The sequence below is a fragment of the Paenibacillus sp. LPE1-1-1.1 genome, from assembly GCF_040676435.1.
In the GTDB taxonomy this organism is placed as follows: domain Bacteria; phylum Bacillota; class Bacilli; order Paenibacillales; family Paenibacillaceae; genus Pristimantibacillus.
In genome coordinates this window covers 1-25,810 of sequence record NZ_JBEGHY010000004.1, presented here as the reverse complement: position 1 = coordinate 25,810, position 25,810 = coordinate 1, and the positions used below count along the sequence as shown (strand labels likewise).

Sequence of the window (25,810 nt, the reverse complement as noted above, 5' to 3'; positions counted from 1 at the left end):
CCCTATCGTAATGGCAGCCGGATTCTCCATTGTGTTCCGGAAGCCTCATCGCTCTCCACGCTTAAGCCGTATTCCACGCCATAAAGCAGTTGAATGCGCTGGTGAATATTTTTGATGGCATACCCTTTCAGAGTATCGCCAAACTTTGGACGGCTGCCGTCCCGCTCCGGCTTGCACAACATCTGCTCTCGAACCTCCAATAAACGTTGCGGCGGCATCCCCACCCCATTATCCTGTACAGTCAGGAGCAAATCCTGATCCAGCACGGATGCCCTGATCGTTATCGTTAATCCGCTATTGCCCATTCCGTGCTCCAATGCATTCTCAACCAGCGGCTGAAGCAGCAGCTTTGGTACAAGACAAGATTCGAACGACGGATCCACATACATTTCCGAACTCAGCTTCTCGCCATGCCTGGATAACTGAATTTGCAAATAAGCGTTAACGAACCGCAGCTCCTCCTTCAATTGCACCGGTCGTTCCTGCTTGTCAACCGTGTATCTCAGCATTTTCCCCAAACTGGCAACAATGTCGCTGATTTCGAGATTTCTCTCCTTCAGCGCCTGCATACTTACCAATTCCAACGTGTTGTACAGAAAATGCGGATTAATCTGGCTTTGCAGAGCCGACAGCTCGGCTTCGCGTTCTCGCAGTTTCGTTTCATATACCTCTTTGACCAGTCGCTCCACTTCCGTCACCATCAGATTGAAACCCAGGGCCAATTGCCCGATTTCATCGCGATTCATCAAGTTCAAATCTGCCCGTTCGCTGAAAGCCCCGTCCTTTACCCGCCGCATGCGCGACTGAAGATAACGGATCGGCCTGACCAGCCGCTCTGACGTGAAAATCGCAAGCAAATAGGCAATGATAAGCGATATGACTGAAATGAGGATCGTAAATCCGACGATTTCCTTGCCGCCCCGTTGCAAATCGGCCATCGGGATAAGTCCGTGAATATTCACTTTCGTTGATTTGGAGTGCATGGTTGTGTACAGATAAGTCTGGCTGTTCCAATCTATCGTTCCGTCCCCGGGACCAATATCCGGGAAATTAACCGGTTCATCCGGAAATAGCAGCTCGCCGTTATCCTTTGTCAAGTAAAACTGGCTGTTGTCGCTGAGCCATACTTCTGACAATAACGCTTCGAGCTCTTTCATGTTAAAATCAATTTTGACGACCCCAATGCTCTGGCCCGTTGCAGGGTGATTCAATGCTCTGGCAGCGGAAATAACCCGTTCCGATCTTTTGTAATAAGTCGTCTCGTGAGGTTCGATAATGACAAGCCTACCTTCCGCATCCAGCACCTCCTGCATCCAGCTATTCCCTTTCTCGTTCCAATAACGCTGCGTCAGTTTTTCTTGGACGCTGTACATAATACCGTCGCGGGTGAAAAAGATCATTCGTTCAATTCCGGGCTGATCCAATGTGAGCGAAGCCGCTACTCTTGCCATTTTGGTAATTTCCGCCGACGGAATAAGCTTCTCCTCGCCTGGTTCTTCATCACTGTGCTTCTCCAAAATCCGCAGCACGTCTTCGTTATACAAGGGAGCCACCGTTATTCTATCCGCGTCTTTTATCGTATTTTCCAAATTAATTTTCACTTGATTCATAATTTGCATGGAGTACGCCCTGGAGTTTTTTTCGGTTTCCTCCGCAAATTTATTGTAAGTGCTGATTCCGCTTATCAGGAATGGAATGGTGATAAGCAGAACGAACATGGTAATAAATTTGGCTCGTATCGAAATATACCGCTTCATTTCACCGATTCCTCCTGACAGATTCTAAATGCAAACATGTACTATCACATGGTAAAAAAGGCCGCTCATCCGGTAGAATGTTTGTTTTCCAACAAACTTCCGATACGAGGCGACCTTATGAAAAAGTCTACCATGTCCCAATTATTACTTCAATTGAATTTGGTCGTTATCTCGCTGGCGGATGCGCGCTATACAGTCTGCCCACTGCGCAGCAGCGCGCCGTTATGAATTAACCGCTCCTGCAGCTGTCCAATGTCGATTTTTCCCGGTGATATACCCTGCTCCCATGCCATTGCTGCCGCCGTACCCGCAGCCTGTCCCGTCGCCATGCAGCTAGGTGTCAGACGCGTCGTTGCCAGCGCCTCATGCGTCGTCGAGATGCAGCGGCCTGCCACGAGCAGATTGTCAATCCGCTTCGGCAGCAAACAGCGGTAAGGAATATCGTATGCCCCGTCTCCCTGGACCCATGCAGCCTGTACGCCCTTGCCGGACGGATCGTGAATGTCGATGGGATAGCCGCTTCGTGCAATGCAATCGTCGAACGCGCGTCCATCTACAACATCCTGTACCTGGAGTGAATAGCAGCCGTCTATTCTGCGGCTCTCGCGTATGCCGATTTGCGCTCCGACCGAAGAGATGGAAGCGTTCTCGAAGCCTGGCAAGCAGCGGGTCATGAAATCCGCGACCATGCGCACCTGCTTCCTGCCCTGCACCTCTCCTTCCGTCAAATCCTCCAGTTCAGTTCCGTCCAGCCCTTGAACACGAGTCGTATTGACAAGCACTTCGTCCGGTCCCGGACCTGTGAAGAAAAGGACCTGGTCTCTGTTAATGGGCAGGTCAGCCTCCTTCCAATGCTTGAAGTAACCCAATACGCCGGACAATGGCAGTTCCTCCAGCTCATCGAAAGGCGTCTTCTTGTAAAATTCGTCCGGATGCTCGATCATATACCGTTTAACTCTCGCCAGGTCAACGCCTCTCATTCGGAACTTCATCGTCATCGGCTGCGTTAAATTGTCGCTGTCGCGTCCTTGCAAGCACGGCGCGCCTGAGAGATAGGCCAGATCGGCGTCCCCTGTCGCATCGATGAACTGTTTCGCCGAAATTTCGTACTTCCCGGACTTGGTAGCCAATCGTACCGTTTCAATGAGTCCTTCCCTGGTCTGCACTTCGTCCATGAAGCTGTGCAGCAGCACCTTCACGCCCGCCTCGCGCAGCATATCGATAATTAACACCTTATACACTTCAGGATCATAAGGGGTGATCGTCTTTACAAAGCCTACCGTATCGCGAACGTGACCGGGCGAAGCTCCCTCGGCCATCAAGCGGTCTACAATTTCCTGCGCCGTTCCGGCAATGACCTGCTTGCCATCCATCGTGTGAAAGGTCATCCATGGATAGACCAGAGCTGCAGTCGACATGCCGCCAAGAAAACCGTATCTTTCAATCAGCAGCGTTCGCGCCCCGCTTCTTCCAGCTGCCAGCGCCGCATTGATCCCCGCCGGCCCTCCGCCGCATACCACAATATCCGTCTCTATTTTTCTCATGCTTAACCCCTCCTCTGAAAGTACTTTCATTATAGGAGCCGGGGGACTTCTAAAGTAGTTTAACTTTAGTTTAAAATAGAGCTGTCAAGCGTTAGCGTGGACGATAGCTTTACGTTCGCATCCCCTAACCAAACAGAGAAAAGAGGAAGGCGGTTTTGAATTTGGGAACTCGTAAATCGATTACTCTGCACGATCTTTCCAAAGAACTTGGTCTTTCGATTCAGACCCTATCCAAGGCGCTGAGCGGACGAGCCGGCATGTCCGAGGAAACGCGGAGCCGCATTATTCGAACTGCCTTCGTACGCGGCTATTTGACTGTATCGCAGGCACGTGAGATGGTCAGCCGCGGCATCGCGCCCTACCCTACCTTCCAGTTTCGATTTGTATTGATACAATCCCGGCAATCTATGAATTACAACGTATTGTTGACAGAGGGGTTAAGAGAGAGGCTCGATCAATTGGAGCATCGACTGGAAAGCTATGTGCTGGATGAGGATGTGCCGGATCACGCATTCACGGACTGGATGGAGCAGCGTAATTTGCCGACGGCGGACGGTCTGTTCATCGCGCCCCGGCTGCTCTCGGACTCCACGGAGCGCAAGCTGTTCGAGCTGCCTTTACCCAAGGTGCTGATTAATTATCCGAGACCGCTTTCCCGAATCGACAGCGTAATCTGGGATGTGTTCGAAGCCGTCTGTATGGCCGTGGACCGGCTCGCGCAGCTTGGCCATACCCGTATTATGTACGTAGGGGATATTCACAGCCAGCGGGGGTATACAAGAAGATGGCAGGCGTTTGAGGAAATGATGGGTGAGCTTCAGTTGGATCATGACGCAGAACTGCAAATAACGGACGTTTGGGACGAGTGCATACTGATCGACAAGCTGCGCAGCAGCCAACCAACAGCAATCATTGCCGGCATCGATGAAGATATCGTAAGGCTGTACGACAGCCTTACCTCCCTCGGCTATCGCATCCCGGAGGACATCTCCCTAGTCGGCTTGGCCAACGGACCGGTGGCGGCGCTACCGCATTTAAGCCGCCCCCAGCTTCTGATCAGGGAGACCGGATATAAAGCGGCTGACAAAATGCTGTGGCGCCTCGCCAACCAGGGCGAGCCTTGCGAGCATATCCGTATTGCCGGCCCTTTCCATAACGGGCAAACCATCCGGCGCTTCAGCTGAGAAGCGCCGTTATCGTTTGATGTTCGGACGAGCTGTCCTCTCACTACAAAAAAAGCCAGCAAAGCTATACCGGTTGTTCGATTCGCAGCTCAACGAGGTCCGCCTTTTCCGCAGTCGCGTTCTCAGGCTTCACCGAACAAATTCGGTTGCAAATTTGACATTAAATGATATAGATTGGTAAAGCTGGTTTGCACGCAGCCCATCGGTGCTGTTCTGCAAACATCCTGTTCTACTACGTACCACTCGACTCCGTTCTCCTCTCCCCAGCGAATAATCGGTTCGAATGCAATCGATCCTGTACCGATTTCCGCAAATGCCTGCTCACCGTCTGCGGTCATATCCTTCAAATGGATAATCGGCATCCTGTCCGCATAGGGCTTGAAGAATGATGCTAGCTCAAAACCGCCCTTCTGAAGCCAATATACATCCAGCTCTGCAAGGATTTCATTGTCTGCACCAGCCTCAAGCAAGAACGAAAGCGCATCCTGCCCCTCTATCACCGTTTCAAATTCAAAAGCATGATTGTGATAGCTGATTCGGAAGCCTTCACCCTTCAGATGCTTCGCAATACTGTTCAAATCTTTCTTCAGTTGTTTGTATCCACCTTCATTTCGCAGCTCAGCGGGAATACTCGGGCAAATAATATCCCGTGTGCCAAACAGCCTGGCGTCCGAGACCACTTTGTCCGTGTTCGCAACAATGTCATGGAAACCAACATGCATGCCTGCGGTTTTCAATCCAACTTCGTCCAAAACCGCTTTGAGTTCCTGCGGGTCATAGCCTTGAAAGCCCGCAAACTGTACGCCGCCATAGCCCATTTGACTTATTTTACGAAGAACTCCCGGGAAATCTGCAAGGCATTCCTCGCGAAGCGTATACAATTGAACCGCAATCTTATCCTTCAACAAACTACCATCTCCCTTCACTTCATTAATCCCCAGTATAGTGACAACTGATTTAGAAGTGAATATCCGATTCTCTGCTTGTTGACTTATTTTGCAACATTTATGATAGTAGAAATAGTTTACTCACTTGGAGGTGGCAGCAAATGATGGACGCATCGTGGATCGATTGCCTGTTGATCGGTTATTCTCATCATACTTCTCCATTCACCGGCTCCTTGCAAAAGGGCACAGCCGACAATCGCTTGCTCCTGCGCTTCCAGGTAAAAGGGACATGCCGTGTCGAGATTAATGATGAGACACATGTTGTGCAGCCCGGTGATCTGATCATCCGCAAGCCAGGGGAATATTACCGGTTAGTGGTTGAGTCCAATAAAGACGCTGACGTCTCTCAGCCAATTGAGAGCGCCGATTACTACTTATCCTGCAGCGGAGTATGGGCTCAGCAGTGGTGCAGCAGAAATGATTTTCCAAGCAAGGTTCATCTGGATACGGCGGAAGACTTCTTGGCATTGTGGAGAAAACTGATTTATGAGAAGCGGAATATTCATGGGGATAATGCGGAAATGATGGACGCTTTGATCAAAGTTTTATGTTTAACTATCGAGAGGCATGTAAGGAAGCGGATGGCGGCGGCCTCCAGACCGGAGCTCAACATCCCTTACAAAATGAAGCAGTATTTGGAGAAGCATGCTACCGATCCGCTAACGCTGACCCATATCGCCGAACGTTATGGCATCAGCGTATCGACAGCCTCCCACTTGTTCAAGCAAGCGTTCGGGCAATCTCCAATGCGTTATGTCATTGAGATCAGGCTGTCTATTGCCTCGGAGAGAATTCTATACAGCGACATGAAACTGGAAGATATCGCCGAAGCCTCCGGGTTTCGCAGCTATCCTTATTTCAGCCGCGCCTTCCGGAATCATTTTCACACCAGTCCCAGCAAATACCGCGTCCGGAACCAGCTTCGCAAGGTAGAGAATCCTTAATTGGAACGAAGCATCTATTCTATTACCGCTGCTCCCCGCTACAGCCTTAGGCGGTATTGATGCGGAGACACGCCCATAATCCGTTTGAACAGGCTAATAAAATAAGAGGTGCTCGTAAACCCTACCTGCTCGCCGATCACTTCTACGGATTTGTTCGTCGTTTGAAGCAGACTGCAAGCCTGCTGCATTCTGCGGGCTGTCAAATAACCGGTAATGCTGCTACCCGTCTCTTGCCGAAACAGCCGGGACAAATAAGATTTTGACATATGGAGCCCGTCCGCAAGCAACTCCAGCTGAAAGGGCTCCCCGTAATGATTTTCAATCCATGCCATAACACGTTCCGATTGGCGAATCGGCTTCCTATATTCCTCCTGCTTGGGCCCCGGAATAACCTTTCGTTTAATTAACGACAACACCTTTAACAAATAAAGCGCGCTCTGCTCTTCTTTGCTGCTGGCGGAGGAAGCGAGCAGGCTATTCTGGAATGCGGAGCAAGCGGCATTCAACTCTTCATTGCAATCGATCATATCTATGCCCTGCAAAGCGATAAGCCCTTGAAGCATTCGTTTATAGACGTCATAAAGAGCCGGAAACGTTCTTAAGTAGCCCTTCATAAATTCAGGTTCGAAATGAAAGACGCTGCGTTCATACGGCCGGCTTTCATCCACTTCCACATAAACATTATGCAGTTGATAGGGTTGGAAATAAAACAGCATGCCTGGCTTAAGCTCGTACGTCTTCTGATTGACGGTAACCGAGCCGTGTCCCTGATGCACAGCCAGCACCTCGAAACCCCTATGCCAATGGTAATACCCCTCGAAATCTTGCTGCGACCAGTTGCGGTATGACCAAAGAAAAGACAGTCCCCCGTAGTCCATTTCCTGAAACAGCGTCCCCTTCACTGACAGCACCCCTTCATTTCAACAAGTCAACAGAACAACATTTTTAACCATTGTAGCGTAACTTTGTCCATTTGTCAGAGACTATAATGATAGCAAGCAGCTTAACCACAATCATGGGTCAACGAGGAGGCTTACTACAAAATGAATCAGGCATACAAAGAAAAAATATTAGTGCAATTAACCGAAAAGGTAGAGCGCATGATAAACCAAATTGGAGATAAAACGCCACATGTGGCAAGAGCCAACGGCATCTATGACAGCACAGACGATAACTGGTGGACGTCCGGCTTCTGGCCCGGCATGCTCTGGGTTATGCATGATGCAACAGGGAAAGAGTCATTCCGGGCAGCTGCTTGGGAATGGGACGCCAAGCTGGAGCGCTGCTTCTGCGAGCATCCCGTTCAATTGCATCACGATGTCGGCTTTCAGTTTCTGCCGACTGCTGTCATCAAATACGAATTAACGGGCGATCAGGAAGGTCTGCGAATCGGTTTGGAGGCGGCAAACTTCCTCGCGGGCCGCTTCAACGTGAATGGCGAGTTTATTCGTGCGTGGAACGGGCAAGAGGCTCTCGGCTGGGCCATTGTTGATTGCATGATGAATATCCCCCTATTGTTCTGGGCAAGCCGCACGACCGGCGACCCGCGTTACAAGCATATCGCGATACGTCACGCGGACACCTTCCTCCGTTGCGCCATTCGCGAGGACGGCTCGGTATGTCATATTTTATCTTTTGATCCGGAGACGGGCGCGTTTATAGAACCGCTGGGCGGTCAAGGCTTTTCCGGCTCTTCGGCGTGGAGCCGAGGCAATGCCTGGGCGCTTTATGGCCTCGCGATTGCTTACCGATGCACCGGGCTTGAGCGTTATTTGGACGCGGCGAAGCGGGTAGCGCATTACTTTGTCGCCGCGCTGCCGGAAGACTATGTGCCGTATTGGGATTTCCGCGTAGAAAACATAGAAAACGAGCCGCGCGATACTTCCGCTGCCGCCATCGCAGCATCCGGTCTGCTCGAACTTGCTGAGCTGGTTCCATCCGCGGAACGCCGGATCTATAACGCGGCTGCCGAGAGAATCCTGTATTCACTAAGCGTGAATTATGCGACCTGGGACAATCCGGACCATGAAGCGATTCTTCTCCAAGGCACCGGACATAAGCCTGAAAACGCCAACATCAACGTATCGCTTATTTACGGAGACTATTACTTCGTAGAGGCATTCGCCAAGCTTAACGGCTGGAGCCATCGAATCTTTTAGCCTGCCTCATGCCGTTTATTTTAGAGTCATTTTTTGATCTTTGCCCACTATGGAATACGAATCATAAGAAATTATAGCCTCCATCACAACTCTTACTGAGGTTTTGGAGGCTTTCTCATTCCATATTTGGGCTTGGTAGATTTCATCTTTGAGCTTGTTAAGCACCGATAACCTCAAGTACAGCGGAGTGTTAAAAGAAGAATAATCTTATAACGCAGCGCTTCTCGTTTTCCTGGCGGACAATGTATTGGCGAACATGCGTAAGAATGCCGTAGCCGCGACGCATTCAAGCAAGGTCAGAAGCAGCAGCGTAAGATCCTGTCCTGTGTTCATACGCTCGATCCTCCATCCGAGAAGCCACAAGTTAGCAACCATGAATAAGATGTGCCCGAAAAACGTGACCATGCTGAACAAGCTGATGACTTTGTTATATTTATGGACGGCCTCGCTTCGGATACGAAGAATGCCGTAAAAAATCAAAAGCGTATTCGGAAGCACGCTGAAGGTAAGCTTGTATTCCGTCGTCCATTCGCTAAACAGCAGCAAAAGCAGCGTCTCTGCAAAGGTTAGAATGACCGAAAAGATTAAAATTGGTTTCACCTTGATTTGCATAAGTTTATCCTCGAACTTCGCAAGCAGAACGCCTGCGGTAACAAAGGTGAAGCCGAAGCCGATATACCGGGTCGCAAATAAATTCAAATAGTCGAGATACGCGGGGTCGATCGGAGGAAAGCTGTTTGCCGTGACGCCTAACACCGTTTTTAAGCTGCCGGATACGAATTGAATGCCCATAAAGCCCGTCAACGCCAAAATAACGGCAAGCCGAACGTATTGCTTTTGGAATAGCCAATAGGCAGTGATCAAACCGAAAACAAGCGGAGGAATGAACCAAAATTGAATAAATGGACCATTCAGGACAATAGCCATAAACAATATCTTAGCTTGCAAAACGAGATTGCCGGCTGACAGGCCCTCGCTGATCAGCTTCGGCACGATGCTTTGCGCAATGAAAATAACGCAAAAAAAACAATAGATGATTGCGATGCGCTTGAAATATTTTTGCATATACAACCGAGGGTCAGCCGCATGGCTCCAGCTTTTATAAGCTAGAAAACCCGATACGACGTAAAAGCAAGGCACGACCACTCTGGTCGCCAAGGAAGTAAATTGAATGACCGCTTGCCCCGGCATAAGCGCCATGTATTTGATGAGCATGAGGTGGGCAACGAGAACAAGCAAAGAGCCCGCCAGCTTAAAAATAGTAATACCCGGATAGTATTTACGCATTTTTCCTCAGCTCTCCCGTCCCATTCAGCACGAGCGACTTAATTTCCGCAATGGATATTTTGCCTGTAGGCGATAGCGGGAACATGGGCAGGAATACGATGTATCGAGGCAGCTTAAAGGCCGACAAATAAGGCGCCAAATCATTTTTCAGCTTCTCCGGGGTTAGGCTTGCCCCTTGCTTGGCGACGATGCAGGCACAAACCTGCTCTCCATAAAGCTCATCCGGCACGCCAATGACGAGAGCCTCCTCCACATCCTTATGCCGCAGCAGCACATTTTCAATTTCCACAGGGGAAATCTTCTCGCCTCCGCGGCTAATCATTCTGTGCAGCCGTCCCGTAATCGTTAAATGGCTTCGGTCGTCCAGAAAACCCAGGTCACCGGATTTGTACCAGCCGTCAGCCGTGACCGACTTTTTGTCATAGACATCATTGGTATAGCGCATTACCCTGTGGCTCCGAATCGCGATCTCGCCATGCTCATGAGGAGGCAGTTCCTCTCCCGTCTCGGGATTCAATATGCGCACCTCTACAACCTTATCGACCTTTCCCCCAATGCTGTAGGTGCCTTTCTCAAATTCCTTGTAATGAATTAACCCGCTAAAAAGATTCTTATGGCTAAGCAGCCTGTACAGCAATAGCAGCGGCAAGCTGTTCTTGCGATTAATAAAGCAGGTTCCGTTCGCGACAGAGCCGGCTTCCGAAGAGCCGTAGCTTACCATAAAAAAATACAGATTCAAATTTTTCATGATTTTTTGCAAAATCGTATTGTTCACCGCGGCAGAGGTAAATGCGATGCCGAGCAATGATTTTAAATTATATTCGTTTCTTTTTGGGGACAGCATCATTTGCTGAATCATGTAAGGGGTGCCTATAAGCACCCTGCACTTTTCTTTTTCTACGGCTGATAGCGCGTTTAGGGGGTTGAAGTGGCCAAGCATGACAATCCGGATATTACAGGCCTTCAAGCCGGTAAAAAGAGTGGCAAATCCGCCAAGGTGGTACAAAGGCAGCAAATTCATCACCGAAAAAAACCGCGTGATTTTATCGCTCAGCATCATAAGCAATGAGCTGCTCTTCCCCGGCTTATCAACCAAATTAGACGATAGCAAGAACGAAGCCGTGGAGCGCATAACGCCCTTCGGAAGGCCCAGCGTGCCGGAGGTATAAAGGAGAATGAGCGGGTCTTGGGGGACTAACGACTCGCACGCGGCTGAAAAAACCTTCTCCTCCACAGCTGACCCAAGCATAACCAAATCCGAATAGGATTGAAAAGGCTCAACGCCTTCATTCTTTTCATCCAGCACAAAAATATGCTCCGGCAGCCAATCGCCTCCTGCACCTTCCTTGCTGCAATCCAGAATGATTTCCTGCATGATCGCCGGAAAATGGTTATGCTGCGCCTCGCTCCCCATAATCAGGGCGACCGGCCGGGCGTCCTTCAAATAATGCTGGAGCTCCAGCTTCTTTGAATAGGTATTAATCGGGACGATGACCGCACCGACGCAGGCTGCCGCAAACATCGAAATCACCATTTCCGCTCTGCCCGGCATAAGGATGGCAATCGCATCGCCTTTCTTAACGCCGAGCTGCAGGAGACCTTTGGCCAGCAGCCGCGACTGTTCCCAAACCATCCGCCACGTATAGTGCTGATCAAGAGACGGAAAGCTGTAGGCAACGTCATGCGTGCTTTCCGCTGCTCTTTTTTGAAGCAAATAAGGAATCGTATTCCTATTCCATGCGCCCGTATTCTTATTCTTCATCTACCTTAACCCCCGCATTTGTAAAATAAACGGTACAAGCCATTAACAAAGTTAAGCATCCTTCATAAAGAACGATAGGGAGTAAAAAAATACAATCGCCGCAGCCCCATAGCGTCAATATGTATAATATATCACCTTAACAGTTCTTAATAAAGAACAATTATTCAAAAAAAATACGCCGCAGCGGCTTGTGAGAAGCGCTTGCGGCGTATATTGTATTATTTGCCCGAAACCGTTGCCGTTACGGGTTTAACTCCAGCCTTTTCTTTCTCTGGCTTTGTACTCGGCCGCTCTCCGCGCTTTGTCTTTCCTATGAATAGGCTTAGCGGAAGCGCAGCGACTGCTACCAATGTAGCAACGACGTAGACATCATTCACGCTCATCGTAAATGACATGATTCCAATATGAAGCTCATTGGTATCTCCGGCTTTCATTAAATCGGTCGCATGCGAAACCGATCTCGAAGCGAGCATCGTCGTGAAGATCGCGATGGCAAACGAGCCGAATACATTCCGTGTCCAGTTCGTAATGGCTGAAGCATGCCCCGAGAGCTCGGCAGGAATCTGCTCCATGGCCGCATTGCTTGAAGGCATAACGACAAACGCGATCCCGATATTACGAACGATCATCCACCATATGACATAGGAATGGGAAACATCGACGCTTAACCAGCTTAATGCCAGCGTACCGATCGTGAGCAGAACGATTCCGCCGGACATGAGCCAGCGCGGCCCGATAATGCCGTAAAGCTTTCCGACAACGGGCATCAGCAGTGCCATCGCCAGTGAAGCCGGCAGCAAAATCATGCCCGTATCCATCGCCGATACATGCTGGATTCTTTGAAGGAATACCGGCGTCAGCAAAGTGCCTGAATATAAGCTGATTGTAATAATATTAGAGATGACCGCATTCAGGGTAAAACGTCTGTCCTTGAACACTCTTAGGTTAAGCAAAGGCGTCTCTGTCGTAAGCTCGCGCCATACGAATAGAAGCAGCGCAATCACGCCGACGGCGAACAAAGAAACGATCTTCCAAGATCCCCAGCCCCAGTTATGGCCTTGGCCAAGCGCAAGAAGCAAGGATGAGCTGCTTATGATTACCGTCAAGAAGCCAAGCCCATCGAAACTTTTTGGAATATTCATCCGATAATAAGGAATGTAGGCATACACGAAGCCTATGGCAATCAACCCGATGGGAATGTTCATAAGGAACAGCCACTGCCAATTCATGTTTTCCAAAATCCAGCCGCTGATGGTAGGTCCGAAAGCAGGTGCCAGCATCGCGGACAAACCCCAGAAGGCAACGGCCATCGCTTGGCGTTCTCTTGGAATGATTTGATAAATAATCGACATCGTAGCCGGAATGATCAGTCCGCTGAATGCGCCTTGCAGCACACGAAAAAAAATGAGCGAGCCTTCGCTCCATGCCGTCGCGCACAGTATAGATGCCAGCGTAAAGCCGATTAATGAAAACAGATAAAGGCGTCTGAAGCTGAACCTCTCGCCTAAGTAACCGGCTATAGGTGCCGTTGTCCCCATCGCCAGCATAAACCCGGTTAAGGTCCACTGCACAGAGCCCAGCGTCGTATTAAAATGATCCGTTAAAATTTCGAGCGCCAGGTTAATCGTAGCCGACGCCAATACGCATAAAAATGATCCGATAAAAATTGCAACCATTATAGGCCAGAAACGCACCTTTTGAGATTCTGCTTGATCCATTTGATTATCCCACACCCTTTGAAATTACTTTACAGCTTAACTATTATATTTTAGTTCTAAACTAATTTCAATGAAATGTTAGGTCTTTTTCCCGCGCCTCCAAATGAAAGCGCCGCTACTCTTCTCCGCTGCTCAAGGTTATAATAAAAACGGGAATATGAAAATTAAGGAAGTGAATGATAGTATGGCATTTCATTCTCAAGAAAATACATCTCAAGCAGCAGGCAAGAGCATGCAGAAGCAAAACATGCCATCTCAAGAGCAGCATACTACTGCTTTAAGAGAGCAATCGGCAGCGGGCGTATCCTCTGCAAACCTCTTACACTTACAAAAAAACATGGGAAACCGCGCCGTTACGCAGCTTATGTCGGCGCAGGGCGTTGTCCAAAGAAAAATTTCAATTGAAAATAATGCAGGAAGCGATGATATTTTGGAATACTGCAAGTCCAAAATGCTTTATTACGTCTCTCCCTCCGAGATCATGGACGAAGTCATGAAAGAGAAGCCGCCGCATATCAAGGAGCAGTTGGAGCAGGAGCTGCTGCTCGGCTTCAGCTTCTCTAAGCTGAACAGCTTCTTGGAGGATTGGCACAAGGACGGCAAATCGTTTACATACAGCAATGACGGCAAGGGCTTCAATAAGCTGGCCAAGGACGCCGTTAAATATCATTTGAACAAACATTACAATTGGCGCAGTATCGGTACGGCCGAGTATATGACAGGCGATGCTACTGGACTCGCGATGGTTCCTTTAGTCGATCCCAGCCTCACGGTCAAGGTGCTTACGGGCGATCAGAGGAAAGCCCCCTCGCACCCGGAAACAGCCGAGAACTTCCTAAAGGATCCTCCTCCCCAAACGGAGAAAACCAAGAGGATTCAAGGTCCCTCGTTTTTGAAAAACCGCGAGCAGCTCCCGGAATACTTTGATGCAGCGCAAAAAGCAGGGGGCATCGCATTCAGCCAAACCGACGATAACCGCGCTTACCAGGGCACGTCCGACCGGTATTCTACCGTCTACAACGAGCATACGCCCGGCGCCGTAAAACCTTGGAACAAAGAAACCTACGAGGCTACGCGAGTGATTGGCGAAGCTCTGCATGATCCCGAGAAAACAAAAGTGCTGCGGGAGCAAATTCAGCTTGGAAGCTCCGAAGGAGACCAAGCGCTTAAGCTGAAAATCGAGGAATACAAAAAAGTAATGCTGGACCCCGTACTAAAGGGCAAACAATGCCTCATTCTATGGGGACGCAACAGCGGGCAGAAAGGCGGCGCGCATAAGGAACTCGACTCGCATCAGCTTATGGTTTTTCAGTTAGCCGCTAAGCTGAGGGCTTCCTTTCCGGCCCGCCAGCTCGTCTTTGTCGGTGACGAGGTCGTAACCAAAGAAGAGCTGGGCGCCCGGAACGAAGTCGTGCATCTCGGGGAATTCTGGAAGCCGCAAAACTCCGGCGAGGAATATGCCCCTTCTCTCCGCGACCGCAATGCGCAGCGCTATTTATTTCAGCTGCTGCATCAAGAAAACGACGCGGTATCCATCGGCATGCGGAGCGGAAGCTTGGAAGGGATGGCGCTGCTTGGCCTGAATGTCATCTTTATTGATGACAAAGACAATAATGCCGCGGGACGAATGGAGTTTTGGGCCGGAGACGCTGCAGATGAACGGGCAGCCGCTCTTTCCGGGCACGAGGATAATTTCGAAGAGCAGGCTGCTTGGGAGAAGTCGAAGGAAGGCCCTTTGCCGAACTACAAACGCATCTCTACCGTACAAAAGATGGGCGACGAGATCGATAAACGATATGCAGTTTTACAAAGGGGTTTAACGTTTTATCGAAAGCTGTTATCGGAAAGAGACCATACCGATTTACCGGTTTGCACATCTGAAGGCACGGATTCCGGCATAAAAATGACCGCTGACATTTTGAGCAAGAGAGAGTATGCCGATACGTTTTTCGCGAATAAAATGACGGATAAGCCCGCTGTCATCTCCGCTTTTCTCAAAGATTACGATAGCCTGATAAACACGATATCCAGCGTGAATTACAAAGGCAAAGCCGCTGTTACGAGAGCCAGCAGCTTTAAATTTAATGAGGCTAACATTCGAAAAATGATGGCAAACATTGCCCAATTGGATGAGAGCCCGGAAAAAACGCATGCTCTAAGCCACTTAAACACGATTTTGGATAAAAAGGATGTTACGCTGGCGAGTTTGGCTGGCGAATGGGGCGACTCTAAGGGTGCGGAAACCCTTCTGAAGAGCATTGCGGCGGATGCGCCTTCCTCTAAGCAATTGCAAGCCTTCAACGCCTCGTTCGATAAGGTTAAAAGCGGCTTTGACGGAAAAAAAGAAGACGCTGCCGCAGGAAAAATAAAATTTAAAATAGCGGATATCAACTCGCTGCTGGCTGCACCGGAGCTGCTGCTCAATCACAATGCACTGCAGACGAATGAAAAGGATCAGGTATCATTCCTCGTTAAATACTTAAGTCCAGACAAAAAAGAAACAAGCCTCGCGAAGTGAATTCCGAGGCTTGTTTCTTTGTCATTATTTCTTCGCAGCGCTTGTTATTTGTTTTCCCCACACCGCGGTTCCTTGTTCGTTCAAACCCGTGAAAACAAGCGTGGCTTTATTAAGCTCCCAATCCCATGCAGGCAGCAGGAGTGCCGTTTCCTTAGCGATAACGGCTCCATCGGCGTCATGCCAGTACAAGGTTATCGTATGGTCGCCGTCAAATTCCCAATAATCCTTTTCCTCGCCGCTTCCGATCTTGCCGTTCTTCAGCAGCGTTAACGGCTCCGAATCGACCTGGCCGTCGATCAGCTTCTCGTGTACGATTTCTTCCCATTCGCCTGCGATGCTTCCCTTCGGTATCTTCTGCAGCGTTTCGCCATCGTATCTTTCAGGAGAAACGACCGGCCAGCCATCCTGCGTCCATAACATTTTCCTTACATGAAGATACATCCAGTTCGGATCCTGCTCCGGTCTTGCGTGATGAACCAAATAATAGTCGTTGCCATCCTGCAGCACGGAATTATGGCCTGGAGACATCCAGCCCTCTCCTTCGGAAAAACGATACCCGCCGATCAGCTTGTTGCCGATCTCAAACGGTGCCTCGTACTGGTTATCCAGCATATCGCGGCCGTTTGCGTCCAGGTAAGGACCGGTAATGGCATCCGACCGCCCAACGCGTACATTGTAATCCGAAGATAAGGAGTCATAGGAAACGAATAAGTAGTATTTCTTTTGCTCCGGATTATAGACCACGTAAGGGCCTTCAACTGCGCCTTGTTCCATGGCTTGACTGCGCTTGGCAATTTTCGTGCCGTAGCCTGATTCCGCGAGCTTACCTGTCTTCTCATCCAGCGGCGATACGTAAATACCGCCAAAGAAGGAACCAAACACGAACCAAGGCTTGCCGTCCGCATCCGTCACAATATTCGGATCGATCGCATTAGGCTCGTCTGCGCCGGAGGTTTTGACAACCTCGCCCTGATCCGTCCAGGGGCCTTCGGGAGAAGCGCTCGTCGCTACGCCGATATACGACGTATTCGAGCCGAACGTCGATGCCGAATAATACAAATAATACGTATCGCCGAGCTTCTCAATATCCGGAGCCCATAGATTCGTGGCGCCTGTCCATTCCTCCGCTTCCGCAGGAATGCCGTCAAACGCATAGCCTACCCATTCCCAGCTGATCAGGTCCTTCGACTTGCGAACCATAATGCCCGGCGTGCTGCTTCCTCCGACCTTAACGTCCGTGGAATAAACGTAATACGTGTCGCCGTCCTTCAAAATAGAGGGATCATGCACATTGCTGATATTCCAGTTTTTCTCGTTATGGAGATTGGCCGTATCGTACATCGGATAAGCGGGCGGCGCCGAAGGCTCCTGCACCGCCGTGCCCTTCGAGCAGCCGGCGAGGAGAACGGCAGTCAATAGGCTTACCGCTGCGAATTTCTGTATGCCAGCTTTAGTCGGTCTCATATGCGCATTAGCCCTCTCTGCTAGCCCTTTACGCCGGAAATAGCGACAGACTCGATGATTTGCTTTTGGAATACCAGGAAGATAATAAGCATTGGCAGCAATGCCACGAAGGATGCAGCCATAATTAACGGATAATCCGTTTGAATCGCATAGGTCGCATTAAAGTTTGCGATAACAAGCTGAAGCGTCTGCTTCTCCGGCGAGTTCAAGTAAATAATCGGAGCCAAATAATCGTTCCAGATTCCCATGAACCAAAGAATGACCTGCGCTGCGACCGCTGGGCGGATTAACGGAAAAACAATTTTCGTGAAGATGCCGAAATAGGAAGCACCATCAATTTTCGCCGCTTCAATAATAGCCCCAGGCACGCTGGTCAAATATTGGCGCAGGAAGAAGATCATCATAATATTCCCGAACAAGCCCGGTACGATCAGCGGCTTTAACGTGTCTACCCAGCCAAACTCAGAAAACATGATAAACTGAGGAATCATAATGGCCGGATACGGAATCATGAGGGATGATAGCAAAAGCATGAAAATTTTGTTTTTGTGATTAAAGCGAAGCTTCGCAAATGAGTAAGCAGCTAAGCTTGATGTGAACGTTCCGATAATCGTCACGCACAGCGTAATCAGCAAGCTGTTCTGGATACCGCTGAGCAAAGGACCTTTTTCCCAAATCTCCACGTATTTAATGAAGTCGAATTTCTCGGGTATCCAAACGGGCGGCAAAGCGAATACTTCCGCCTTTGTTTTAAACGATGTGGAAACCGTCCAGGCAAGCGGAGCAATCATGAATACTGCGCCGATACTAATTAGGATAAAGATCAATACATCTGATAGTTTAAATTTTTTGGCCGATAGCATAGTCAGGCTCACTCCTTCCCTCTGTTGTCGTTATTCCAGGTCCTTCGACGACTTTTCATTCATCTTGAATTGAACGAGCGTGATCACGAAGATGAATAGACCAAGCAGCATCGCCATTGCGGAGGCATAACCCATTTGCAGGTTGCCGAACGCTTTTTGCCAAACATAGAATACGACAGAGGCAGAGCTGTACTCCGGACCGCCCGTGGATGTCATAATGTTGATTTCCGTGAAAATTTGCGCGCCGCCGATCACCTTTGTTACGACAATGAAGAAAGTAACCGGTTTAACCATTGGGAACGTGATATGCCTGAAAATTTGAAAAGCATTTGCCCCGTCAAGCTGCGCGGCTTCATAATAGTCTTTCGGCACGCTTTGCAGCGCCGCCAAATAAAGAAGCATCGAGTAACCAAGGTTTTTCCATACCATCATTATAATGAGTGCCGGTTTCACCGTATATTTATCAGTTAACCAGTTGGGGCCCTCGATACCGAATAGAGCAAGAAACTGGTTCACTAAACCATAGTCGCCGTTATAAGCCCATTGCCATAAAATCGAAATCGCCGCGAGCGAGGATATTACCGGAATGTAGTAAACGACGCGAAACGTTGTTGTACCAAGCATTTTTCGGTTCAAGCCTAGGGCAAGCAGCAGGGCTAATACTATCTCAATTGGGATACCGATCATCATGAAAAGCGTATTGAAGCTGGCTTTATGAAATTGTTCATCCATAAAAATTTCTTTGAAGTTGGCAAATCCGATAAAATCCATCCGGCCTAAGCCGTCCCAATCGGTAAAGGAACCATAAAGCGAGTATAAAAGCGGATACAACGTAAACAAGAGAAATCCAAGAACGGGAGCAAGCACAAATAAATACCCGTAGTAGCTTTCTTTGCGATAGAGATTCGACTTGGTTTTCATCTTCCACCCCTGATTCACCCGGCATAAGAGCGATGCTAGCTCTGCGAGAGGGCTAGCATCACTGCTTGCGGGTTAAAAATGATTAACTCAATTATTTCTTTGATTTCGCTTCTTGTTCGATCGCTTTATCCAGCAAGCTTTGCATTTTTGGCTGTTGCGATTTCACGTAATCGGCAGCTGTAACTTTACCGTCAAGCACCGGTTGAACGTCTGTGAAGAACAATTGGTACCATTCTGCATTGTAAGTCAATGTGTTAGGCATTGGTTTACCGTAATCTTGAACGATATCAAGGAATTCTTTCTTGTTCGCTGGTTTCGTTTCGGAATTAGCAGCCCAAGTTTCAGCCATGTCGATCAGGTTAGGAATTTGAACCTTGGCATCAACCAGCTGCTGTTGGCCTTCTGGCGAAGCAGTCAAGTAAGTCACCAGCTTAGCTGCAAGCTCAGGGCTCTTCGAAGTGTTAGATACGCCGATTCCGAGCGATCCAACGAAAGTTGCCGATTTGCCGGTAGAACCAGCCGGGTAAGGAATCAGGTCATAATCGAAAGGCAGTGTTTCGTAAGTTGCCAGATCCCAAGGGCCTACAGGGAAAAATGCAAGCTCGCCTTTCATCCAACGCTGGTAAGTATCAAGTGTTGCCGCATCTTCAATAGAAGGCGTAATTTTGTAAACATTTTGCATGTCGGCGAAGTATTGCAAGGCTTCAGCAAACTTAGGATCGTCGATGGTTACTTTGGTATTCGTTTCATCAAGCCAGTCAGCACCGTTGCTCCATACGAAAGCTTGCAATGCCCAGTTTACGTTAAAGCCTGTACCGTATTGGTCGATTTTGCCGTCACCGTTATTGTCTTTCGTCAGCTGTTGGTTAACTTTAATGAATTCATCCCATGTGTAAGGTTTGTCTTTATCCGGCAGCGGAATGCCAGCAGCCTCAAACATTGCTTTGTTGTAACCAAGTGCGAAAGGACCTACGTCTTTCGGCAAGCCGTAAATACTGCCTTGGCCTACGGTTTCACCGTCGTAACGGTAGCTGTCAACGCCGTATTTCCAGATGTTATCGAATTTTACATCAGACACGTATTCTGTGATATCTTTAAGTACGCCGCCGTTTGCATACGCTCTCAGATCGCCCGGGTCAAAATAAAATACGTCCGGAACGCTTTTGCCTGTAATAGCAGCTTTCAATTTTGTTGCGTATTGATCGCCTGTTGTTGTGATGATTTTAACTTTAACGCCAGGGTTGTCCGCTTCGAATTTCTTAACGGTTGCCTCATATGCCTTTTGCTCTTCAGGTCCGCCTCTAAACATAAAAGAAATTTGTTTGGATTCTGTTTTTTCGCCTGTGCTGCCTGTGTTACCAGAGTTGCCTGCGTTGTCTTTGCCACCGCATGCAGAGAGTACTACGACTAACGACATCATGACTGCGAACATTGAGAATAAACTTTTTTTCTTTGCCAACTTGAACCCCTCCTGAATGTACTGCCTTCACAAGATCCATTAATTATCAACAAATTCACCAAGTAAGCATATTTGTTAAATAATTAATACTTTTGTTAAACTTATAATAGTGCAAAGCGCTTACATTGTCAATACATGTCGAATGAATATTTGGAAACGCTATCTACACCTGGTTTTTCATAGATAAACAGCTGTATCAGCTCTTTTTTAATCAACCGATGGATTGTTAACTATGAAAACCAGATGTCATTAACATAAGAACAAACAACCGCTCCCCTATTCTATCCCTACCGCTGCGTCCGCAACTGGAATACCGAAATCCGGAGTACCGTCAGCATGCCAGCCAAATACCTGCGCACGGGTATGACGATTCGGATCATAAAGAGGATCTCCCTCAATTTCTTTGTAGTTGCGTGCATGATAGACAAGAATGTCTTGTTCCCCGTCAGGGCTTACCGTAAAGCTGTTGTGACCTGGCCCATATTGGCCATTTGCTTCATTGGTTTGGAACACGGGCTCCGCTGTTTTCGTCCAAGATGCCGGATCAAGCAAATCGCTCGTCGCCTCCGCTGTGAGCAGACCCATGCAGTAATTATGATCCGTGGCGCTTGCCGAGAAGCTTATGAAGATTTTCCCGTTCCGTTTCAGCACGGCAGCCCCTTCGTTGACTAGAAAACCTATTTTTTCCCAGTCATATTCAGGAGTTGCAATCATAACCTGCTTCCCGCTAATCGTCCAAGGGTTGCTCATTTGCGCAATATACAAATTGGAGTTGCCGGTTATAGCTGGGTCTTGCTGCGCCCATACCAGATACTGAATCCCCTCATGCTCGAATGACGTAGCATCCAGCGAGAACGACTCCCAGTTTGCTATAATTTGCCCTTTTTCCGTCCAATTACCCTCAAGCGGATTAGCGGATTCGTTTTCAAGGACGAACATCCGATGATCAAACAATCCATCAACGGTTTCGGTCGTTCTTGCCGCCGCAAAATAGATATACCATTTGCCTCCGACAAAATGGATTTCCGGCGCCCAAATGTTTGCGCTCATTGGACCTGTATCGTATTTTCTCCATACAACGACCGGCTCCGCCGAGCCGAGCTCCCCAATCGTCTTTGCTCTTCTAACTTCAAGACGGTCGTACTCAGGAACGGATGCCGTAAAATAATAATAGCCGTCGGTATGCTTGTAGACCCACGGATCTGCCCGCTGAGGAATAACCGGATTCGAGAACTGCTGTGCTGCCGCTGCTTGTTTGCTTATCATAAGATGAAGACCCCTTTATTATAAAATAAGTTGTTAGTATGCTTCCAAACTGCTAATCTTCTTGCCCCATACCGCTATTCCGTTTTCCGTAAGACCGGAGTACACCAGTGTTGCTCTTTCCAATTCCCAATCCCATGCAGGCTGGATTGATCCTCTGCAGGACATAAGCTTACGCGTTTCCCCGCCATGCCAAGGATAGGAAAGCCGAAGCTCGATTATTTCCTGGTTGGCGATGCGCCATGATTGCCCTTCGGCAGGTCCGCTTAGGCTTCCGTCTGCTAACAGTGAATTTGGGATAGCCTCAACGATCGAATCGGTATCCGGATCATGGATAATCCACTCCCAATTTCCTGGTATCTCCGATGGGGAAATGATACGCGGCGGCTCTCCCGCATACCGCTCCGGAGATACAAGCGGCCATCCTTCCTTCGTCCAGCTCATTTCCCGGACATGAAGATGGAAACAGCTCTTGTTCCTTTCTTCTCGGGCATGATGCACCATATAGTAAACGCCATTGTCCTCCAGAACGGAATTATGGCCTGGAGCCAGCCATCCTGCTCCGGTGCCGAAGCGATAGCCCCCCAACAATTTGACCCCGATTCGGGACGGCTCGGCATGCTGCGTATCCGTCATCGGTTGGCCCAGGTAATCCGTATAAGGGCCGGTGATCGACCGGGACCGCGCTACCCGCACATTGTAGTTGGAGAAGAGCGAATCATAAGAGACGAACAAATAGTAATAATCATGTTGAGGGTGATAAACGAGATAAGGCCCCTCAATTGCGCCGTCCCTTACGTTTCGGTCGCGGCGTGCTAAGAGCGTTCCCGTTCCGCCTGCCAGCGGTTTTCCTGTCTGCCGATCAAGCTCCAGGATATAAATGCCCCCGAAAAAAGAGCCATAGACCATCCACAAACGCCCTTCTTTATCAAAAAGCACATTAGGATCAATAGCGTTAACCTCAAGATCATCGCCTTCCGCCGTCTTCATGATCTCGCCTAAGTCTGTCCACGGGCCTTCCGGACTTCGCGCCGAAGCCGCACCAATAAAGGATTGGCGTGTTCCAAACCTTGAAGCGCAATAATAAAGCAAGTAGGTATCGTTAACCTTAATCACATCAGGCGCCCACAGCCCCTCGGCTCCGGTCCATTCCTTCGCTTGCTCCGGCACGCCGTCAAACGCATGGCCTATCCATTCCCAATCCACCAAATCCTTTGACCGTCTTACTTGTACGCCCGCGCGAAAAGGCGGTCTTTCCTCTTCCCGATACATCGCGTCCGTAGAAAACGAGTAGTAGTTCTCCCCGTCTTTGAATATGCCGGGATCATGCGTATTCAACGTTTTCCAAGTCGTCTCATCCTCAAAGGTTTTCGGATCAAACAGTCGCTGCTCTGGCGGTTTTCTCGGATGATTCATCTCAATTCCTCCACGAGTTGTTAAAAGCTTTTCTTAAAAGCATTCAATTGTTTATATATTTATTCATTAATTCATGTTAAAGTGAATTTTATCAACTGATGGTTGCTGTTGTCAATTGATAAATTTATTAACTACTTTATTAACATCAGAAGAACTGTGGGGGATTTATGTTAAACAAAGTCAATCTGCACCATCAAATCCATGCAAACAAGAAACGATTCGAGGGTAAGCTCTCGCTCCGAAGTAAACTAGTCATCACTTTTGCGATTATTCTATTGGGACCCGCATTGCTCATCAGCACTCTCTCCTACAAGACATCCAAAGACGAGGTTTCCAAGCAGGTGATAAACGGTGCGGAACAAAACGTACAGCTCTTAAACTCCGTTATTACGCAGTACACCACTGCTGAATCTGCCAATACCGATTATTTAGCTTCGCTTATTAATGAAACCGCATACACAGGTGCATCGCAAACGCTGCAAAGCAAAATATTAGATCCTTTCTACCGGACACACCCGATGATATCCAACTTGGAATTCGGCGGAAAATCAGGTTATTACCGCAACGTAAAAGGAACGCCATGGGCACAAGACGGGAACCATCTCACTTCGGATTGGTATTTATCCGCCATGGAAAGCTCAGGAACGATCGTATCGGCACCTTATGTTTCTGCTGTAACCGGGGAATTTGTCATCGGTATTTCGAAAGCGGTATCCGATGGGAGCGGAGTCATTCGATCGGAGGTAAAAATCGAGGAGCTGACCGCTCTGGCTGATGCGGTTCAAATCGGCGAATCTGGAAATGCTGTCATTTTGGACAATGACCATAAAGCGGTTTATCATCCCTCGCTTGCGGCTGGAGAGCTTGCTGAAGGCGATTGGGTAGATCAAATGTTCGCGGCAGACGATGGAAAATTCGAATATTCGCTCGACGGCAAATCCAAAATGATGACGTACACGACCAATACGCTCACAGGCTGGAGGATTAGCGGAACGCTGTACACGAGCGAGTTTACCGAGCAAGCGAAGCCGATCCTGAACCAAACGCTTCTGGTCGTCAGCATCTCATTAGTCGTAGCCGGAGCGCTTATCTATCTCATTTTGAGCGGCTTATTCAAATCGCTTCGGCTTATGGTAGGGACAGCAGAAACGATTAGCAGCGGCGACTTGTCAGCGCGTATTCCGTTGATGGGGAATGATGAGCTTGGCAAGCTGAGCAGGAGCTTCAACAGTATGGCTGCGAGCATTCATCACAGCATGGGCAATATTAACGCAACCGCCCTTGCCCTGGCCTCTTCCTCGCAGCAATTAAGCGCGAGCGCCGAGCAAGCCACTAAAGCGACCGAGCATATTGCTGATTCCGCCCAAAACATTCACGAAGGCGCAGCTACCCAAGAATCGCTATTAGCTGATAATCATGAACGGATCTCTATCATTACCGAACGCATGAATGAAATTGACGGCTGCGTCTCGCAGTTAAATGAGCTTACCAGCGATGCCGGATCGAAGTCGCTTGCCGGCAGCGAGCATGTACAAGCCGTTCTGAAACAAATGGGCATCATTCATGACTATACGGAGCAGCAATCCAAAATCATTGGCGAACTGCATCAGCAATCGCATCAAATCGATAAAATTATTAAAGTAATCCAGGAGATTGCGATGCAAACGAACTTGCTGGCGCTCAATGCCAGTATCGAAGCTTCCCGTGCAGGCGAGCATGGCCGAGGCTTCGCGGTAGTCGCGTCGGAAATCCGTAAATTGGCCGAGCAAACCGCCAACTCCACGGGGTCTATAAAATCCATCATCGCGCAAATTCAAGATGCTGCATTAGGAGCCGTTTCGTCGATGGACAAGACCGTAACGGAGGTGGGCAAAGGCATTAAGGTCGTTCAAGAAACGGACCGCAACTTTAAAGGCATTTTGCAGGCAGTCTTCCCTCTATCTGAGATGAGCAGCACGCTGCGCTCCATTACAACCGAAATTGCAGGACAGTCCTCGCTCATGGCAGAATCGGTCAACCATGCGATTCACATCGCGGGCGAGAATGCCGGAGGCACGCAGAACGTTTCCTCCTCGGTAGAACAACAGCTGGCATCGATGGAGCAAATAGCTGCTTCTGCCGCTCATTTGTCCCAAACCGCAGATGAGCTCTCTACGATCGTCGATAAATTCAAGCTATAGATATAGAAAAAAGGGCTGCCCCTCATCCTTATACCGGATAAACGGGGCAGCCCTTTTGTATGCGATTATAAAATTACGGCTCGGAATTTATTGCCTGAGTATAAATAATTGTCGCTGAAAATAAAAAAACATTGTTCATATAAACAATGACTTCGGTAGAAAGTATGGTGGAGGCTGACGGGATCGAACCGCCGACCCTCTGCTTGTAAGGCAGATGCTCTCCCAGCTGAGCTAAGCCTCCGCGAAAACAATAAAACCCACAAGCTGTGGGGTTGTTTCTTGGCACACATGAAACATTTACGCCCTGAAAACTGGATACGAAAGTTTAGGTTTGCTGAAACCTTTTTAGCTGCTGTCTGCCGGATGTATGGGTCCGGGGCAAACTTAAGCGTATGCTTACGATGTAAGTTTGCTTCTCAAACGT

The 25,810-nt window shown here is 48.8% G+C and carries 18 protein-coding genes and 1 tRNA gene; 5 read left to right on the top strand and 14 right to left on the bottom strand.

Annotated elements, in window-relative coordinates:
* Positions 1 to 2: 2 nt before the first annotated feature.
* The gene (locus MRBLPE1_RS10355; RefSeq protein ID WP_364144987.1) at positions 3 to 1,757 is read right to left on the bottom strand and encodes a cache domain-containing sensor histidine kinase; all 1,755 of its coding nucleotides are present in this window, start codon (positions 1,755 to 1,757) and stop codon (positions 3 to 5) included.
* 188 nt (positions 1,758 to 1,945) lie between these two features.
* On the bottom strand, positions 1,946 to 3,301 hold the full coding sequence (locus MRBLPE1_RS10350) for an FAD-dependent oxidoreductase (protein ID WP_364144984.1): 1,356 nt from the start codon (positions 3,299 to 3,301) through the stop codon (positions 1,946 to 1,948).
* 155 nt (positions 3,302 to 3,456) lie between these two features.
* On the opposite strand from MRBLPE1_RS10350, the gene MRBLPE1_RS10345 reads away from it, so the two are divergent.
* Complete coding sequence (locus tag MRBLPE1_RS10345; RefSeq protein ID WP_364144981.1) at positions 3,457 to 4,485, top strand: LacI family DNA-binding transcriptional regulator; 1,029 nt, start codon at positions 3,457 to 3,459, stop codon at positions 4,483 to 4,485.
* Between the two features lie 122 nt (positions 4,486 to 4,607).
* On the opposite strand, the gene MRBLPE1_RS10340 is transcribed toward MRBLPE1_RS10345, so the two are convergent.
* Positions 4,608 to 5,393 (bottom strand): sugar phosphate isomerase/epimerase family protein, encoded by a 786-nt coding sequence (locus MRBLPE1_RS10340; protein ID WP_364144980.1) that lies wholly within the window; start codon positions 5,391 to 5,393, stop codon positions 4,608 to 4,610.
* Positions 5,394 to 5,533: 140 nt separating this feature from the next.
* Between MRBLPE1_RS10340 and MRBLPE1_RS10335 the strand changes: the two genes are divergently transcribed.
* Complete coding sequence (locus tag MRBLPE1_RS10335; RefSeq protein ID WP_364144977.1) at positions 5,534 to 6,376, top strand: AraC family transcriptional regulator; 843 nt, start codon at positions 5,534 to 5,536, stop codon at positions 6,374 to 6,376.
* Positions 6,377 to 6,414: 38 nt separating this feature from the next.
* On the opposite strand, the gene MRBLPE1_RS10330 is transcribed toward MRBLPE1_RS10335, so the two are convergent.
* On the bottom strand, positions 6,415 to 7,278 hold the full coding sequence (locus MRBLPE1_RS10330) for an AraC family transcriptional regulator (protein WP_364144974.1): 864 nt from the start codon (positions 7,276 to 7,278) through the stop codon (positions 6,415 to 6,417).
* A 141-nt stretch (positions 7,279 to 7,419) separates the two neighbouring features.
* Here MRBLPE1_RS10330 and MRBLPE1_RS10325 point away from each other — a divergent pair, with 141 nt between their 5' ends.
* A complete protein-coding gene (locus tag MRBLPE1_RS10325) occupies positions 7,420 to 8,535 on the top strand; it encodes a glycoside hydrolase family 88 protein (RefSeq protein WP_364144971.1) in 1,116 nt (371 codons plus the stop codon).
* A gap of 207 nt (positions 8,536 to 8,742) precedes the next feature.
* On the opposite strand, the gene MRBLPE1_RS10320 is transcribed toward MRBLPE1_RS10325, so the two are convergent.
* The 3 genes from MRBLPE1_RS10320 to MRBLPE1_RS10310 form a co-directional block, all read right to left on the bottom strand.
* Positions 8,743 to 9,822, bottom strand: a complete 1,080-nt coding sequence (locus MRBLPE1_RS10320) for an acyltransferase family protein (RefSeq protein ID WP_364144970.1) — start codon at positions 9,820 to 9,822, stop codon at positions 8,743 to 8,745.
* Positions 9,815 to 11,584, bottom strand: a complete 1,770-nt coding sequence (locus tag MRBLPE1_RS10315) for a class I adenylate-forming enzyme family protein (RefSeq protein WP_364144967.1) — start codon at positions 11,582 to 11,584, stop codon at positions 9,815 to 9,817. Before MRBLPE1_RS10315 ends, MRBLPE1_RS10320 begins: the two co-directional genes overlap by 8 nt.
* A 218-nt stretch (positions 11,585 to 11,802) precedes the next feature.
* Entirely contained in the window at positions 11,803 to 13,302 is a 1,500-nt protein-coding gene (locus MRBLPE1_RS10310) for a DHA2 family efflux MFS transporter permease subunit (RefSeq protein WP_364144964.1), read from the bottom strand.
* Between the two features lie 184 nt (positions 13,303 to 13,486).
* On the opposite strand from MRBLPE1_RS10310, the gene MRBLPE1_RS10305 reads away from it, so the two are divergent.
* Complete coding sequence (locus tag MRBLPE1_RS10305) at positions 13,487 to 15,820, top strand: hypothetical protein (RefSeq protein WP_364144962.1); 2,334 nt, start codon at positions 13,487 to 13,489, stop codon at positions 15,818 to 15,820.
* Between the two features lie 24 nt (positions 15,821 to 15,844).
* On the opposite strand, the gene MRBLPE1_RS10300 is transcribed toward MRBLPE1_RS10305, so the two are convergent.
* The 6 genes from MRBLPE1_RS10300 to MRBLPE1_RS10275 all read right to left on the bottom strand — a co-directional run bounded on the left by MRBLPE1_RS10300 (position 15,845) and on the right by MRBLPE1_RS10275 (position 23,206).
* A complete protein-coding gene (locus MRBLPE1_RS10300) occupies positions 15,845 to 17,284 on the bottom strand; it encodes an arabinan endo-1,5-alpha-L-arabinosidase (RefSeq protein WP_414698864.1) in 1,440 nt (479 codons plus the stop codon).
* A 20-nt stretch (positions 17,285 to 17,304) separates the two neighbouring features.
* Complete coding sequence (locus MRBLPE1_RS10295; protein WP_309000034.1) at positions 17,305 to 18,147, bottom strand: carbohydrate ABC transporter permease; 843 nt, start codon at positions 18,145 to 18,147, stop codon at positions 17,305 to 17,307.
* Between the two features lie 30 nt (positions 18,148 to 18,177).
* A complete protein-coding gene (locus MRBLPE1_RS10290; protein ID WP_364144959.1) occupies positions 18,178 to 19,068 on the bottom strand; it encodes a carbohydrate ABC transporter permease in 891 nt (296 codons plus the stop codon).
* Positions 19,069 to 19,159: 91 nt separating this feature from the next.
* Positions 19,160 to 20,527: an ABC transporter substrate-binding protein gene (locus tag MRBLPE1_RS10285; protein ID WP_414698863.1), complete on the bottom strand. Its 1,368-nt coding sequence runs from the start codon at positions 20,525 to 20,527 to the stop codon at positions 19,160 to 19,162.
* A 276-nt stretch (positions 20,528 to 20,803) separates the two neighbouring features.
* Positions 20,804 to 21,793: a family 43 glycosylhydrolase gene (locus MRBLPE1_RS10280; RefSeq protein WP_364144956.1), complete on the bottom strand. Its 990-nt coding sequence runs from the start codon at positions 21,791 to 21,793 to the stop codon at positions 20,804 to 20,806.
* A 33-nt stretch (positions 21,794 to 21,826) separates the two neighbouring features.
* Positions 21,827 to 23,206, bottom strand: a complete 1,380-nt coding sequence (locus MRBLPE1_RS10275) for an arabinan endo-1,5-alpha-L-arabinosidase (RefSeq protein ID WP_364144954.1) — start codon at positions 23,204 to 23,206, stop codon at positions 21,827 to 21,829.
* 167 nt (positions 23,207 to 23,373) lie between these two features.
* Here MRBLPE1_RS10275 and MRBLPE1_RS10270 point away from each other — a divergent pair, with 167 nt between their 5' ends.
* Entirely contained in the window at positions 23,374 to 25,386 is a 2,013-nt protein-coding gene (locus MRBLPE1_RS10270; protein ID WP_364144951.1) for a methyl-accepting chemotaxis protein, read from the top strand.
* Between the two features lie 165 nt (positions 25,387 to 25,551).
* On the opposite strand, the gene MRBLPE1_RS10265 is transcribed toward MRBLPE1_RS10270, so the two are convergent.
* A tRNA-Val gene (locus MRBLPE1_RS10265) sits at positions 25,552 to 25,627 on the bottom strand.
* Positions 25,628 to 25,810: the final 183 nt, after the last annotated feature.